The 16,875-nt window shown below is 27.3% G+C and carries 14 protein-coding genes; 3 read left to right on the top strand and 11 right to left on the bottom strand.

The window, feature by feature from the left end:
• Window positions 1-2 precede the first annotated feature (2 nt).
• From cas3 to Q0K54_RS11880, 6 genes are all read right to left on the bottom strand, one after another.
• Entirely contained in the window at window positions 3-2,183 is a 2,181-nt protein-coding gene (cas3, locus tag Q0K54_RS11905; protein WP_294581530.1) for a CRISPR-associated helicase Cas3', read from the bottom strand.
• A gap of 45 nt (window positions 2,184-2,228) precedes the next feature.
• On the bottom strand, window positions 2,229-2,948 hold the full coding sequence (cas5, locus tag Q0K54_RS11900; RefSeq protein WP_294581528.1) for a CRISPR-associated protein Cas5: 720 nt from the start codon (window positions 2,946-2,948) through the stop codon (window positions 2,229-2,231).
• A complete protein-coding gene (gene cas7i / locus Q0K54_RS11895; RefSeq protein WP_294581527.1) occupies window positions 2,941-3,813 on the bottom strand; it encodes a type I-B CRISPR-associated protein Cas7/Cst2/DevR in 873 nt (290 codons plus the stop codon). The genes cas5 and cas7i overlap by 8 nt, the downstream gene beginning before the upstream one ends.
• The gene (locus Q0K54_RS11890; RefSeq protein WP_294581525.1) at window positions 3,803-5,458 is read right to left on the bottom strand and encodes a Cas8a1 family CRISPR/Cas system-associated protein; all 1,656 of its coding nucleotides are present in this window, start codon (window positions 5,456-5,458) and stop codon (window positions 3,803-3,805) included. The genes cas7i and Q0K54_RS11890 overlap by 11 nt, the downstream gene beginning before the upstream one ends.
• Before the next feature lie 15 nt (window positions 5,459-5,473).
• Window positions 5,474-6,187 (bottom strand): CRISPR-associated endoribonuclease Cas6, encoded by a 714-nt coding sequence (locus Q0K54_RS11885; RefSeq protein WP_294581523.1) that lies wholly within the window; start codon window positions 6,185-6,187, stop codon window positions 5,474-5,476.
• Window positions 6,188-6,486: 299 nt separating this feature from the next.
• Window positions 6,487-8,427: an NAD(P)/FAD-dependent oxidoreductase gene (locus Q0K54_RS11880; RefSeq protein WP_294581522.1), complete on the bottom strand. Its 1,941-nt coding sequence runs from the start codon at window positions 8,425-8,427 to the stop codon at window positions 6,487-6,489.
• A gap of 127 nt (window positions 8,428-8,554) precedes the next feature.
• Here Q0K54_RS11880 and Q0K54_RS11875 point away from each other — a divergent pair, with 127 nt between their 5' ends.
• Complete coding sequence (locus Q0K54_RS11875) at window positions 8,555-9,127, top strand: TetR/AcrR family transcriptional regulator (protein ID WP_294581520.1); 573 nt, start codon at window positions 8,555-8,557, stop codon at window positions 9,125-9,127.
• A gap of 32 nt (window positions 9,128-9,159) precedes the next feature.
• Window positions 9,160-9,666: a YcxB family protein gene (locus Q0K54_RS11870; RefSeq protein ID WP_294581518.1), complete on the top strand. Its 507-nt coding sequence runs from the start codon at window positions 9,160-9,162 to the stop codon at window positions 9,664-9,666.
• Between the two features lie 535 nt (window positions 9,667-10,201).
• Here Q0K54_RS11870 and Q0K54_RS11865 read toward each other — a convergent pair.
• The 4 genes from Q0K54_RS11865 to Q0K54_RS11850 all read right to left on the bottom strand — a co-directional run bounded on the left by Q0K54_RS11865 (window position 10,202) and on the right by Q0K54_RS11850 (window position 13,717).
• Window positions 10,202-11,857 carry an SWIM zinc finger domain-containing protein gene (locus Q0K54_RS11865; protein ID WP_294581516.1) on the bottom strand — a complete coding sequence of 552 codons (1,656 nt, stop codon included), beginning with the start codon at window positions 11,855-11,857 and terminating at the stop codon, window positions 10,202-10,204.
• 40 nt (window positions 11,858-11,897) lie between these two features.
• Entirely contained in the window at window positions 11,898-12,866 is a 969-nt protein-coding gene (locus Q0K54_RS11860) for a hypothetical protein (protein ID WP_294581514.1), read from the bottom strand.
• Between the two features lie 53 nt (window positions 12,867-12,919).
• Window positions 12,920-13,321: a hypothetical protein gene (locus Q0K54_RS11855; protein WP_294581512.1), complete on the bottom strand. Its 402-nt coding sequence runs from the start codon at window positions 13,319-13,321 to the stop codon at window positions 12,920-12,922.
• Window positions 13,322-13,558: 237 nt separating this feature from the next.
• The gene (locus Q0K54_RS11850) at window positions 13,559-13,717 is read right to left on the bottom strand and encodes a hypothetical protein (RefSeq protein WP_294581511.1); all 159 of its coding nucleotides are present in this window, start codon (window positions 13,715-13,717) and stop codon (window positions 13,559-13,561) included.
• 401 nt (window positions 13,718-14,118) lie between these two features.
• Here Q0K54_RS11850 and Q0K54_RS11845 point away from each other — a divergent pair, with 401 nt between their 5' ends.
• A complete protein-coding gene (locus tag Q0K54_RS11845; RefSeq protein WP_294581509.1) occupies window positions 14,119-14,871 on the top strand; it encodes a Type 1 glutamine amidotransferase-like domain-containing protein in 753 nt (250 codons plus the stop codon).
• Between the two features lie 408 nt (window positions 14,872-15,279).
• Here the strand turns inward: Q0K54_RS11845 and Q0K54_RS11840 are convergent.
• On the bottom strand, window positions 15,280-16,875 hold a 1,596-nt coding region (locus tag Q0K54_RS11840), incomplete at its 5' end, for an AAA domain-containing protein (RefSeq protein WP_294581508.1).

Raw genomic sequence — 16,875 nt, 5'->3', positions numbered from 1 at the left:
TTTTAAATATATTGTTCATTTAATTCATTATCATCAATTTCATTAATAACTAAGCCAATGCCTTTATGTGTCTTATCATCAAAATCATACTTACATCGTGCTCGATGGATTGCTTCTCCCTTAATACAACTTTTTACATCAATATAGCCATTACTATGCAAAGGTTTATAAACTGTATATGGGATACAATATTCCAAGACATTATTCAATAATTCATATTTTCTTATCGTTTTATTTTCATCATTAATAAGACATTCAATTAAACCCTGAACTTCTTTTAAATTATAAAAACGTTCTGGCAATATATGGATGCCATTAATATTTCTAAATTTACTATCCACTTCATTTTTTTCAACCTGTAATGCTACAAGGTTGTTTAAATACTGAATTTTCTCATTATATACTTTCATATATTTTGTTTTTTCTAATTCTTTTCGATCATAAACTATATCCATACAACTAATTTTTTCCGCTTCTAAAAACATCTTATTATGATAATCTTTTAAAACATCTAATGACCTTTCATAAATAGTTTTATCATATACACAACCTATTCCATCTTTAAAAGTATAAATATGAACATTATTTATTTGCTTAGTATTCACTCTTTTTCGATAAACTCTTCCCATACGTTGAATAAGACTGTCAATTGATGAAAGATAAGTATACAAAATATCAAAGTCAATATCTAGACTTGCTTCTACAATTTGAGTCGAAATACAGATTCCAGTACGATTACTTCTTGAAAATTCTATTACATCATTTTCAAGTATTTGGCGATGCTTTTTAGTATATCTACTATGCAATAAATGAATTTCTATATCATTATCAAAATCTAAAAGCTTAGTATATATTTTTTGTGCTGAGTTAACTGTATTGCATATAACAAGTACTTTTTTGGTTTTAGCATCATTAAGAATATTATTCAAATCATTTAAGATATCTTCTTCATGAATCATTATCTTATGCCGGTTATCAATATCACCAATAAATCTTTTATATTTAATATTACACGTTGATAATTCATCTAAAATAAACTGTGGCAATGTAGCTGTAATAATAGCAAATTTTCCACCAATTTTATGAATATACTTTAATGCTGTAATGATTGTAGCAAGCATATCTGGTGAATAAGCTTGCAGCTCATCAATAATTACTTTGCTATATTTTAAAGTAGCTAATAAATGTTCAGTACCTAAAGCTTTATAAGCAAATTTAAATATTTGATCAATTGTACAAACAGTTAGTGGATAGGCTAAATTTCTAGCATTATGATAATTAGATAAATCATTATCACCATTTTTATCATATAGTTTATAACAATCTCCATGTAATATAGCAACTTTTTCCTGATTATTAACTGGTAATAAATAATGCTCTTTGATTCTTTGATAAATGGCGTTAGCAGAAACTTTCATTGGTAGGGTAAAAAATCCCTTTTCATCATTAAGCCATAATAAGGCTGCTTCTGTTTTACCAGCTCCTGTACTTGCAATAATAGCTATATTTTCATTACTATTATCTAACATAAATTTTTGAATATCATTGGGATTAAAACGTTTCAGGATATTTTCCTTTAGTGACTGTTCTGGTTCAATTTCAATGGCTAAATTACCACTAGCAGACCAATCACAACGGTTTAATATTCCTTTAACCGTCACAAATTCTATCCATTCTTCTAATTTAGTAATCGGACTAGATAAGTCCCTAGTATAAATGCGATTTAAGTTATCATATCTAACACCTTGATAACGATTTCCTAAATAATATTCAAGCTGTTTTTCAAAATGATTCTTAGCAAAATCTTCAATTTCTTTTTCATTATAAATATTACGGCGATGATGGTAATATACTGCATTTATTATAGTTTTAAAGTGTTTAAATTCTTTTATAGAGGGATCTAAATCCTTCAACCTAATTGTTAGTGCACTTAAATAACCATGTGGAATTTCATCATCATTATTATAATGTCTTCGCATTTTTTCTTGAAAAATATCATTTACCTTTCCAATGTCGTGGTATTTTATAGACGTTTCAATTATTTTATTTAATTCATCATTAAAATATTTATTTTTTAGCTTTAATAATTCATGATATGAGTCTAATACCATTTGTGTGTGTTCTTTAATAGATATATTTTCATTTATAGATTTGGCATAATAACTATCATATTTTTTATCCATAATGGCCTCCTAATTAAGAAAATAGACTTCAGCTTTGGCTGAAGTCTATGCAAAAAATATTGTATAATTGTCATTATCACATAAAATTGGTTTTTCTTCACCAGAAATATTTGAATCAGTTATAAATTTTACAGCTACTTTTTCTTGCCAAATACGTTTTCCATTTTTTTTAATAATATATTTTTTTGGTAAATTATATTGTGTAGTATTCAATTTGTTTCCAAAAGCAAATTCATTCAAGTATTTTAAAGGAATATACTGCTCACATTTCATCTTAATAAAATCATCAACGTATTTTAAATCAACTATTTCTACTTTTTGAATATCTAATAAATCTTCATGACGTCCTAATGACAAATAATATTTTGGATTCTTCAAACCCTCATATATTAAGTTGAAATCATCATCTGAAGGTAAAATATGAATAACTAGTTCTACTTGACTAATTAATTCAGTATGTGCTATTCCTTTAACAATTCCATACTTCTGATTTTCATAATCAAACCAAATGTTATGTCTAGCATTTTCGTATTTAGTATTTTGATTAAATGCGTATCTAGTATACATATCAGATATATGTGCTCCAATATTACCTTGGATACTAATTTGCATATCATGATATTCTTGAAAATCACAGGCTTTATGAATCATACCAATTACAGTAGAATATGGTGGTAAAGGATACGTTTCTTTTATTAGTAATGATGTTGGCTTTTTGTAATTTACTAATTCCTGTTTACAAATAATTCGTATTGCTCTATTCATACGCTTTTTTCATATCTTCAATTATTTCATTGAATACTTCACCAACACCTTTGGCATCTAATTCACTAATGATTTCACTTTCATTATTAAAAATACCATTAGCTAATCCAACTTTTACAAATTCTCTTTCTTCTTGCATCATATCTAAAACAGATTTAATTGAACTAATATTAAGTATACCATTTTTTACATTGATTGCATTTGAGAAAAATGGATTTTTTCGATTAAATACTCCTCCAATTACAAATAATGGTGATAAATTTTCTCTTCTACCTTTAATATCACGATATAAAAACATAATTGTTTTTAACAAAGCTTCGACACGATTGATTTTTTCATCATTAGGTAACGATATGTCTCCATCTTCACCAATTCGATCTAAATCAATAGTGATAGTATATGCATATAAAGAACGATGAATTTCACTTTGAGCAATTGCATTATCGTATCCTTCACGTTTAGCAAGTCCCATATTTGTTAAAAAATCCAAATCTGAATTAAATGGTTCTAAAGAAACAGCATTGCTTAAACGTACAACTGCTGATCTAGTAGATGATTTACCAGCATTATTATCTTTCTTTGATACTGTTTTCATATATCCAAAAAGGTCAACTTCAGGATATTTATCAATTGATGCATCAGCTGCAAATTGTACAACACCTGATTCATTAGATATCGGAGTATTATCATACCCTAATTGTTGAATAATATTATATCTTAATGCTTGTCTAGAGATGTATGTGTACTGATTTCTATCACCTCTTGAATATTTTTTTAAGACTGTTAGATTTCCAATTCCTTCACCAAAATTGGCACTTTCCGCCTGAAAAATTATTGTCATTGTTAATCCATTTCTATTCATCATCTTTTTTCTCCTTTTCTTCAAAACCTTCGTAAGCCCCTTTTAATCCAGTTAAAAACTGATAACCAATTTCTATTCCATAATCTGATTCTAATACTCTTGAAATTGAAAATGGTATCGGTAACCCTCTTGAAGTATAAATTCGTAATATTATATCAACAAATTTATCACGATCATCAACTTTTAAAGCATTAGTAAGTTGATAAATTGTGCCACGATAATTTTCATCTACATTTTCTAATTTAGTTCGTAAATTCCAGCCATCTTTTCGTGCATGGTATAGTTCCCACATACTTTTTCCTCCTTTTAATACATATTGAATATCTACAATTCGTTTTATATAATAGGCTAAATAATTTGATTCACTTGTTTCAATACTTTGTCTTAGTAATAAATTAATTAAGTCATACATATTCAATCGATTTAAAATACGGTATAAAACTTCTCTAAAAATACTAAGATATTGATCATTAATTTTAACAACATTTTTCTTTTTAAAATATTCTAATGCTTTTAAAATAACTGGCTCAGTAACTGTTTTAATTAAATAGTTATCCAATATATCAAATTCATATTTTACTTGATCATTATCTTTAACACTTCGAGTAATTATTTGAATATTATTATTTGTCAACTTTTGAGTATTTAAAGCATATCCTTCGATTATTTGATAAATTTTTTGGAATTTATCTTTTAATTGATAATCTTCCTGTAACTTTTCTTTAGTATGTTCAATGTTATAAGCATTTACTCGACATAATTCTTCAATACTACCATTTTGATTAACAAAAATATAATCACGATTATATTTTATAAAACCAAGTGGCACTAATGAATATAAAAAGGTACAAATAGGACATAAATTCATATCCATATTAAAATTAAACAAAGATGATTTTTTTCTGACCAAATCGTCAGCAAAATCATTCATGAAAGAAATCGGAGTGCTAAATTTATTATTTATAGCATTACCACAATCGATACACTGATCTTTCATCTTACTGGAATCAGCTTCTAAATAATCCATTAGTGGTCTTATAAAATCCACTTCATAGCATTCTTTCATCTTCTTTTTAGCATTATTTCTTAATAAAAAACTTTTTTCCCAAAATTTATTAATAATATTATAACATATACTTTTAAAACAAAGTGTTTCATAAACAATATCGGTTGTTAGAAAGTGTTTTAAATCTAATAGAGATTGTTTTAAGTTTTCATTGATCGTTGAATTTTTAAAACTCTTATTAATAGCCGTAAAATAAATATCCGTATCATCGATTTCATCTTTTATACTATTAATACCGGTTTTAAAACTAGCAGCACTTAATTTATCAGAAATAAAGGCCAGTCGATTTTGAATATCTTTTTCGTCTATATTATCAAAATCTAATTTTCTTAAAATAATTTCAATTTCCTCGATTATCCTTGGTATTGGTGTTTCATTTTGATATCGTTTAACCATACAATGAAAATATAAATCTATAAGATTGGCATTTTTTAAATATTCTTTTTTGACTTGTAATTTATTACCAGTAATAATATAATCATCATTTTCTTTCGCATGATCTTCTTTTAATAAATAGATAAAAGCCACGATTCCCGCATTTTTTAAAAAATCACCAGTTAAAATTTCAATGTAATCATCCACGCCAAAGCCTCCTTTCTAATCAATTATTTTAAACATACCGGCCCCGGCACCACGATAACTACCAAGACCTGATAAAGATAAAGCTTTGATAGCCTCTTCGCTACCTTTAATCTCCAAAAAGCCTAACGAAGCATTAGCTTTAAAACGGAATAAGCTCATAACTGTTTTTTTGCCTTTGATTAATCTTATATTTACTTCATCATTTATTGAAACATCATTTAAAAACCGATTAACGTTTTTATTAAGAGCATTTTCAAAATTATCGTCTTCAACACTTAAATACTGTTGACCTTCATCGGTATAATCTCTTACAACTAAAGGACTTTGCATTTTGATAATTACATGATTACTAATTTTAGGTTTATATGGTAGTAGCCAGACTCTTTTTAGCTTCATCGAATTTTGATTTAATGAAAAACTCTCATGACCTTTTTGTTTAAGTAAAAACATATTATAAAAAATAATTAATTCATTGAAATCCAGACTAGTCAACTCTACTATGAATCTATTATCCTCTAAAAAAGTTTTTCCATTTTCTCGTTTTACTGGATTCATCTTCAAACAATAACAATATTTTTTTATATGTTTACATTTTTGTACAAACATATTTTGATATAAATCATTATCATAAATCTCCAATGATTGCTTTAAAAAACTGGCAAAAGCAATATTTAAATTATTATCAACGATATTATTTTCTAATTCGAAATCTAATTTTAGCTTATGCACTTTAATTCACCTCTTTTTTATCTTTAATTCAAGTATAGCGCTTTCATTTATACCAGTCAAAATAAAAAATAATATACACAAATTAAAATATCCCATAATTTTATCGTAGTTAAAATAATGTAAATTTTTTACTTTATTTTATGCGATATGCTATAATGATACTGTAATTAAAATCATTTAATGAAATGTAAATTGTATTTTATTTTTTATCATTTAATCATAATCTTCCATTTGATGGATATTTTATAACGAATTTAATTAAAAGAAAAAGCTATGCTTTATAAAGCATAGCTAAATTATTAATCAATTGCAGAAGCGGCATAATATCCTTCACGAATAGCATTACCAATCTTTCCTAATTTATATAAATCACCAATCTTACGTGTTTTATTATGATACTTACTATCAATGATATCAGCAATGTCTGTTAATGGTTTCATACCAAATGCTGAAATAATTGTATCAGCTTCAATAACCTTTTCACCATCTTTGGTTTCTACATGAACACCTTGATCATCAATTGAAATAACTTTTGTATTAGTCATTAAAGTTACTTTGTTTTCAGCTAATTGATTAAATAATGAAATTTTATTGATAAACATCGCATCTTTAGCACATTCATCCATCATTTCTACAACAGTAACTTTCTTTCCTTTTTCGCTGGCAAATTCTAAAGCTGCATCGCATCCAGAAAGTCCGCCACCACAAATAACAATGTTATCACCTTTAACAAGACTTTCATCACTATGAGCTGCCATAATATCAATTACTTTGTTATTATCAATTCCTGGAATGTTTGGTGTTATTGGTACAGTTCCCGTTCCAACAAAAATTACGTCAGCTCTTTCTAAAAATTCTTCATTTCCTGTAACTTCAGTGTTTAGATGAATATCAACGCCTAATTTTTCTAATTGATATTCAAAATAATCAGCTAATTCCTTTATTTTAGTTTTAAATTTAGCTGTAGCAATTGTTCGCATAGTACCACCTAAACGGCTACCTTTATCATAAATTGAAACATGATGTCCTTCAATTGCGGCTACTCTTGCTGCTTCTAAGCCAGCAGGTCCTGCTCCAACAATAACGACATTTTTAGGATCATCAGTTTTTTCAAGATGGAATCTAACTTCTTCCATTGCTTCTGTATTAACCGCACAACCAAGTTTAGTGTGATTGTTCCAAATCCGTCCAATACAAAATTCATTACAACGAATACATGGTCTAACTTCTTTTCTTAATCCTTTCATTAATTTTTTTGGTAAATCAGGATCGGCAATTAGTGGTCGACCTAATGAAGCAAAATCAGCTTCACCTGATTCGATTAATCTTAAAGCAGATTCAGGATCATGATTTCCTGCATTTAAAAGTGGTTTATCAGTATGTTTTCTAGCTTCTTTACAAACATAATCCATACAAGCTGTTCCTAAATATGCTGGTGGGAAAATATAATCTAATGTTTCATAACTTCCAGCATCAATGTCAAAAGCATCAATGTTACCATCATCTAATGCTTCTAATAGCTTCATTGATTCATCGAGAGTACGTCCTCCTTCAAAACGATGATCTAATGAAATTCTAAAGATAATTGGCATATCTGGTCCTACAGCTCTTCTAATCGCTGCGACCATTTCTCGAGGAAATCTAGCTCTGTTTTCAAAAGAACCACCATATTCATCAGTTCTTTGGTTCCAGCATGGTGACATAAACTGATCGATTAAATATCCAGCATGAGCGTGGATTTCAATCCCATCATATCCAGCATCTCTGGCTACCCCAGCTGCAAATTCAGTCATTTTCATGATATTAGCTATTTCTTCTTTAGTTAATGCGTGACAAATAACATTAGGGTCAAAAGCACTTGGAATTGCTGAAGCTGACATTGGTGGATTACCATTAGTGTCAGGAAAAGCATTTCTACCAGTACCTGGAGAAATTTGACAAATAATTCTCGCACCATAACGATGTACGCCATCAACCATACTTGTCAGTGCTGGTAAAACTGAATAACTATCTAAGTATCCTTCCATTGATCCTTGAGCAATCGCTTCATTTAGCATCTGACAGCCATTGACAATCATTCCAACGCCACCTTTAGCTCGACGAATGAAATAATCAATTTCCTGATCATCTTTTCGACCATTAGTAAAAGCTGAGTTGGTTCCCATCGGTGAAAAAGATAATCGATTTTTGACTTCCATTTTTCCAATTTTCATTGGTGTAAATAATTTTTCATAATTCATTTTCTTTTCCTCCTATAACAAAGTAATATTTTATGTTACCCAAGTAACATTTTACACCTTAAAAGCGTTTACATCAATATCTTTTGCATGAAGTTTGAATATTTGTTATAGTAGATATGGTGATAAAATGAGTAAAGATGTTAAAAATAAAATAATTAATACTTCATATAATTTATTTCAAACAAAAGGCTATGATAATGTAACTATTAATGATATCTGTAATGCCTGTAATATAACAAAGACAACCTTTTATCGTTATATTTCTTCTAAAGAAGATATATTAACTTATTTTTTTAATCAGATTAACGATGAATTATATGATTTAGTTATTAATATAGCTTCAGCCGATAACTATTGGCAACAAATTATTTATGTTTTTGATTTAATTATTGATCGGATGCAAGTATTTACCAAAGAGTTATATGCTCAGCTTTTTATAACAAATCTAAAAAACAATCATGGCACTTTTAATGAAATTGACATGGTTAAATCAGTCGTTTGTATTTTGATAAAAAAGGCCCAGGAAAATAATCAAATTCATAATCAATCAAACCCTGAAGAGCTTTATGATTTGTGCTCCCAGATTTGTTTTGGTTGTGGAATCAAGTGGTGTTTAAATTTGATTGATGATGTCCGCACAGAATTTATTAAAAGCATTTCTTTAGCTTTATTAGTTGATGAAAAAATAAAATCGGTCTAACATAATAAATTTAATAGAGGAGAAAAATAAAAATGGAAATAACATGTACTTTTAGTATTAACTATTCTGATGAAATTGCCAAAGCTTTATATCCTAAAACGTATACTTTTATTATTCGTGGTTGTTCTTTATTAATCATCTTTTATGCTATATTTAATTGTTTTCAAAACAACCTGGCCACTTCTTTAATTATAATTGTAATTGCCATAGTTGGGATAATTCTTCTACAATTATTTTTATCAAAGCAGCAAGATAAATTTAAGGAAATCATTGAAAGCAGATTTAAAGAGGCTAATAAGATCAATGATGAAATCATTTATCATTATCAGTTTAATGATGACTATATTTTAGTAACTAATAAGGTCAATGAAGGTCAGGTAGAAATTTATTATGATGATTTTAACAAGTATATTGAAACGGAAAATTACGTTTTAGTTATGACTAAGGCAAGACAATATATTATTTTCAATAAAGATGTTGCCCAAAAACATGATTTGAAAAATTATTTGAAACAAAAATATCGATTCATTAGAGGTTAAGCAATATCATCTATTTCAATATTTCTTTGTATCCAATAAAAACATTATCTGGTACTTTATAGTAAATAAATTTTAAGTAATACATTTTAATATTGGCTATATAAAATAACCGTGAGTTTGGAGTCACTACAAAATAAAATCAGCTGTCAATTCTATTCTTTACAGAATATATCGTTACTCTTACTACAAGTTATTCTACATAGCATAAGTCAGACCCCCCCACGTTATTGTGAAGTGTCTTAAAAATAAAGCCAGTCTGATTGGACTGACTTTTTGTGTAGCTAAAAAAACTTGCGACTATTAGTTTTAATTAAGCTAATATCAAATATTTATCATCATTGATAAATATTATTGATCATAATTTACCAATCAGATATTCCATATTTCTCCATCATTTTTTAGCATATTCTTCGCCCTCTTTAGAAATATAAACACTTTTTGACCTTGATGGACGAGATCCTTGATAAATACATCAATATCATTGTTAATTCTTCCATTGCTTGTTTAGCATCTGTTCTTTTCATTATTCTATCTCCTACAATCGATTCAGTTCTTCCATCATCGCTCTTCTATTTTTATACAATATTTTCCATTCAGTCACAATACTCTGTACTGCTTCTTTACCACCTGTAATTTTAGTCATTCTTTTTAAAATTCTTACCCACTCCTGATATGTTCTTCGATTGGCAGTGTACCTGGCTTCAATGTTTAGCTCTGTAGTATATTTTTGTAATAATTCTTGTGGATATTGCTCTTTTAAAACTTTTTCATATTTAAACAAATAACTTAAACCAGGTTTTTCTATCACATATTCCAGCAATTTATCATATAGCTTTTCTTGTTCATACAAAATATCAATACGATCACTGTTGCCAAGAGCAGCAAAGATTTTTTCTCGTATATCAATCCACTCTTTATTGGAGTATAATGATTTTAACTCATTAAAATTATCTAGATTCCCAGGCTTGTCTTTAGTAACCAATTGCCATAACTGTTGACGATAGGCCTCATCATTATTTGTTTGTTTATATAATTCCTTTAATTTTGTTCGATATTCAACAATAAAGCTTGGCTTATTAACATCTATTTGCAAGGACTGATTTAAAAGTTCAATAGCATAATTATAATTTTTTTGACTGATACAAATTGAAATATAATAATTACGAATTCGCGAGTATTGCCAATATTTTTGACAATAATTATATATATCATCTAAAGAATATTGCAATTCGTCCATTATATCCAGATGATTTAGTACCCAATTTTCGATTTTATAATCTGTATACCAATCTTCTGGCTGCTTTTTTAAAATATTTATTCTATTTTCGGTATACTTTAATTTATCTTTTAAAAACTTTTCGCTTTTAAATCGTTGCATTAAGATACTTTCCAGATAATCTTCCATATAATCAACAACTGAGCCATTTAAGTGGCGGATAAACCAGTTATACATCTTTTCTTCAATTTTTTCATCAACTTCATCTAAGATTTGATTCCATGTTTCAAAGCATAAATCAGCAAAGGACCCAGTACCACCATCAGAATCATCAATATCGACGTTTCCTACTTTTAAAAATAAATAACAAGTTAACTCAAAAGCCCTTAAATAATCACCATTATCAATCATTGTAGTTACATCTTGATAGATATAATTTTCCATGGTACTTATAAAATCGTTAGCTTGATAATATGAAATAAAATAATCACGTCCTAAATATGATCTAACGATTTGATCAATTTCTTTTTGATATTCATTGATATTCATATCATAGTGATTGATAAATTTTCTAAATTTCATTGATAAATCAGGATCATTTTTTAAAACATCACCTAGAAATTCATTTACTTCTCCTTGCTTAGCTTCTTTGATTAAATTATCCATATTATCATTTGAATTTGATGAATAATTAGAATTAGATTGTTTAAGTAGATTTTGCTTATTTTCTTGCCATTTGTATAAAACTGCTGCCATATGTTTACAGTTGTAACCTTTTTTGGCGTAAGGACAGGAACAATACATATCGATTATGTTATCATCATAAATATCAATTTCGACTTCATATTCTTCACTACCACTGACTATTGCTTCAATATGATCATCAGTCACATTTTGTAATTCTACTGCATCTTCAATATAATATTCATAACCACGATCTAAGATTACTTCTCTAAATAAATCTTCCCAATCCATTATTTCACCACCTTTTATATTTTTAATATATAGATTTATCTTAATTTATTTCATTTAAAAGCTTTTGATATTTAGCATTTTGTTTATCACTAAACTGAATTTTACGTTTAATTCCATATTTATATGTTATCAGCCAGTCTTTATCGGTTTTAAATAATTCTACTAATTTTATTGCTTTTTCAAACGTAGTATCTTTAGTTTCAAATCTGTTTTTAAAGTAATAACTCAATGTTTTTATGGTAAAATTATCTTCAAAAATAAAAATCAAATCATTCATTTCCTCAATTGATCTAATTAAAATATAGCGATGATCATCATATTTCTTTAACTGTGATAATTTTTCATGCTGCGATTTAATCAACTGTTTTCCATAGGCAAGTATCATCGTACGATATTCATTTTGACAAACATAATAATTTAAGACCGAATACAGCTCAATATGTAAACATGTCCTACTTAAATAACAATCAACAGCATGATTAACCATCTTTTGAATCACTTCTTCATTTATTTCTAATTGCATTTGACGACTTACATATTGCTCATATAAATCTACTTGACTAATGCCTACTGATGCAAATGGATCGTCGCTTGAAAAAATATAAATACCACAGCCATATGCTAACATTCGATAAATTTCTTCGATAAAATTAACAGCAGTGGCAAAATTTTCATCTTCAGCGCTGACAGCCAATAATACTTTAAGGTATCTTTTAACCTGAAAACGCCACTTAAATCTATCCCTTTTGGGTATTATTCGATTAGGTCCAATATAATTTCCTAAATAAGCATTATTGATCAAAAAAGAAATCTGATCAAATAATTCTGGCAATGATAGTTCTTCCGGTTTTGGTTTCTTTTTACCTTCACCATTAATAATACCAGTAATATATGGATCTATTTCTTCTTTTTTAGCTTTTGGTAAAGCTTTATAAACTTCAACAAAAGCATCATTAATATCTTTGATATCTTTATCCTTTAATAAATCTCTCAATTCTTTAACTTTCATTTTCTATTCTCATCTTTCAATTTTTTAGCAAATTTCCAATTAATCTAATCATATTATTTTTCTAAAGTATCATCATTAAAAAAATATCCTGGTCCATCATCGATATATTTTTCCAAAATAATAAACTGACTAATATAGTTAAAATATCCGTCTTTACCTGACCTTTTTTCATGATAATCAATACTATCTAATATTCTTGCCAATACTATGAACACATTTTTAAAAATATAAGAAAAGTTTGCCTGGTTTTCTAAATCAACAAATTTCGCTAAATAATCGTATAAATCAGGATTTACATAAGGATTACAGATTTGTTCCAAGCCATCAGCCAATGATAATATATCCTCATGGCCATAGCTTGTATAATCACTGGTATGGCCATTTTTTAAATCAAATAAACGATTAATAACGATGTGAATAATCTTTTTAGCTTCATAACTATTAATTTGATACAACTTATTATAAAATAATAAACTTGATTCAACTGCATACAGTTCATTGAACCACTTTTCAATATCATCATCTTTAATCTTTCCATAATTTCTTTTAATATTACGTAAATTATTACGTTCTTCTTGGACGTCGAATTGATACTCGCCAGGAAGATGATAGACGGGTGTTAGTTCATTTAGATATTTTCCCCATTTTTTATGATCAAACTCTTCGTCAAAATAATTCTTTTTAATATATATTTACAAATGAAAAGCTAGTAATTCAACTGCTCTTTCTTTATCAATACCATGATCAAGAATTTTTTGATACATCTTGATAGTATTAGGCTCTAGTGAATTTTCTAAATGTTCTTCGATTCCAAAAACAAAATTTTGTCTCAAATAATCTCTATCGCTCATGTTTTTTACTCCTTTCATCTATCTTTGATAAATACTTTTAAACACTTTGTATTAAATAATGAAAACTTTTTATCATTAATTAGTATCATTTCTTAAAAAAATGCAAAATACATCTTCTATCTTTGATTATTATAACATTTATTCGTTTACAATAATAAAAAAATATTAAATAAAGACATATTGCATTACAAAATACATAGTCTATTTGTTGATGGTTATGTTATTTCATTATTTTAAGGTAAGAATTTAAATTAATGGTTACTTTAAAATAATAGTTTTTTCCATAGATATAAAAATAACTATAAATTAAATATGCTTTATTTTTAGATTGCAATTAAATTTTACTTTTTTTATAATCTTTTTAAGATTTTAATTTTATCAAACATAAGGAGGATTTTAATATGACAATATTTTTAACCAGTAGTCCTACTGGACCATTAGATAATAGTAGAAAAGTTGATGGTTTAGATCCTAAAAATCATTTTATTGATGAATTAAGAAAGAATTGGAAAAGTAATAGCAAATGTTGCATTATTGCTTCTGATCCTAATAGCTATCAACGTAACGATGAAATGATTAATTTTTTTAAAAGTGTTTTTGTAAATGAACAGCTTTCAGTCGCTTCATTTAGTGTTATTGATAATCGAAATAAAAATATTTCACGTGATGATTTGAGAAATTATGATGTAATTCTTTTAAGTGGTGGTCACGTCCCAACGCAAAATAAATTTTTTCAAGAAATTAATTTAAAAGATAAAATAAAAAACTTTGATGGAATTATTATTGGCATAAGTGCTGGGAGCATGAATAGTGCTGATATTGTCTATTGTCAACCAGAAGAAGCCGGAGAAGCTGTTGATCCCAATTTCCAGCGCTGGATTACCGGATTAAATTTAACGAAGTGGAATATTCTTCCTCATTATCAAATGACTAAAAATAATATTTTAGATGGCAAAAAACTATTTGAAGATATCACCTATCTAGATAGTATCGATCATCAATTTCTGGCATTGGTTGATGGAAGTTATTTACTAGTAGATAATGGTCATGAAATAATTTATGGTGAATGTTATTTAATTGAAAATGGTCAGATTAGATTAATCTGTCATGAAAATGAAACATTAGATCTAGATAGATTAAAAAATTACAGCTAAGAAAATTGGTTTATAAAAAAATAAAACATATGATACTCTTTAAATAATTCTCTATCTAACTTTTGGTTATTAATTGACATTTTTAAATTAATCAAACAAACTTACTATATTTTAAAATTTCTTTTACACACATTGATTTTTATTCTATCAATTCTTCAAAATTATTAGCAAATATTTCTATTATCCTTACTTTATTACATAGTCAAAAGTAACCACACTCCACAATGTAGAATGATAAGTTAAATATTGTAGATAAATTAAACAGATTCAAAAGTTAAGTATTATAAATGCTTAATAATAAGTTCTAGAACAATGCAAAAACAGAAGTGTCAGCTAAATAAAATAACAGCTTTTCACTTCTGTTACCTACAGCATCTAAATTGTATAAACATTTGTTTAATACCAACTTTATATAACGTATTTATCTAATTCTTGAATGATTTTTGATTTTTCACAACTTCCATTTGTCTTTAATCTTAATAACGGTATCTCATATAATTTTAAAATATCATCTTTCATTAAATCACGTGAAGCTTGTACGGTATTTTCCTTATGATAATCATATCCATCTACTTCAATTGCCAGTACCGGTTTTTTACTAACAGTATTGTATATCAAAAAATCAATGTGTGTAGCAGGATTCATAGCATATTGACACTCTCTTTCATCTAACAGTTTAGGATTTTTTATCAACATATTTAGTGGAAAATGACAAACAACATCCATACTGGAATATTTATTATCAATTAAGGCTTCTTCAAGTAGCGAGTGCATTAGATTTTCTGAATCATACTCAGAGATTTTTTTATGTTTTTGTAAATATGCTTTTCTTTCTTCTGTATACTGCTTATAAAGATAATCAAATATTGAATATATTTTACTATCAACAACTTCAAAATTATTGTATTGAATATATTCCACTAAATCTGTTATATTGCGTTCTTTAGATTGTTCATTTCCAGTTACAACTAAGATTAATCTTTTTTTTGCTCTTGATACAGCAACATTAATTAAATAAGGATCATCTGCAAAATCAGATATTACATCATCTACAGTAGATATTATGATATTATCTTTTTCTTTACCCTGAAATTTATGTACTGTCGCTACATCAATATCACTGATTTCTTTACCTAGACCTTTTACTTGATTTTTATACGGTGTTATAATTCCTGTTTCATCATTATTTAAAGAATATTTTGGAATTATTTCATTTTTAATGATGTCAATTTGACGTTGACTATAATGATCTCGTTCATGATTTCCTTTTACCGTTTTAAATACTGACAACACATCATCTTCCCCTTTATCTGTTGTCATAATAATTAACTCACCATGATAAAATTTTTGATTACAAAAATTAATTATTTTTGGATGACATCTATAATGCTCCCTTAACATTATTTGTGCAACATTTGGCATAACATCTAAAATTGATTGTAAAAAGCTATTTGTATATTTATATCCTTCACTAATATTAAAATTTTTTAATATGCTTTGTGCCTTTTCTTTTATGTCATCAGTAACAACATTTGGCAATTGCTTTGTATCTCCTACAATTACAACATTTTTTGCACAAGAAAGTGCTAGTGCCCCGGTTGCAATATCCACCTGTGAAGCTTCATCCATAATCAAATAATCATACACTATATCAGGATTCAAAGAATTTTTTGATGAAAAAGTTGTACTTAAAATGACTGGGTATTCTTTCAAAACTTCAAACGGACTTTTCCATAAATCATTTTGATTAAATATTTTACGTCTTTGGTTTATTCCATATTTTCTTGCTAATTTATCCTTTAAAATAATCATTGAATCATTACATAAATCCGTTAATAAATCCTCATTAACAGTATTTAAATATGTTCTAAGATTTCCAATTGCTGTAGTTAATTCTATTTGCTTTGTAGAATAAAACATTGCCTGAAATGTTGTAATTATTTTAGACATATCTTGCTTGTAAAAGTTCCAATTCGTCATACCATATTTAAAAAAATTTTTTAT

The organism is uncultured Thomasclavelia sp. (genome assembly GCF_944324745.1).
Classification (GTDB): domain Bacteria; phylum Bacillota_I; class Bacilli_A; order Erysipelotrichales; family Coprobacillaceae; genus Thomasclavelia.
This window is presented reverse-complemented; position numbering and strand designations above follow the sequence as displayed.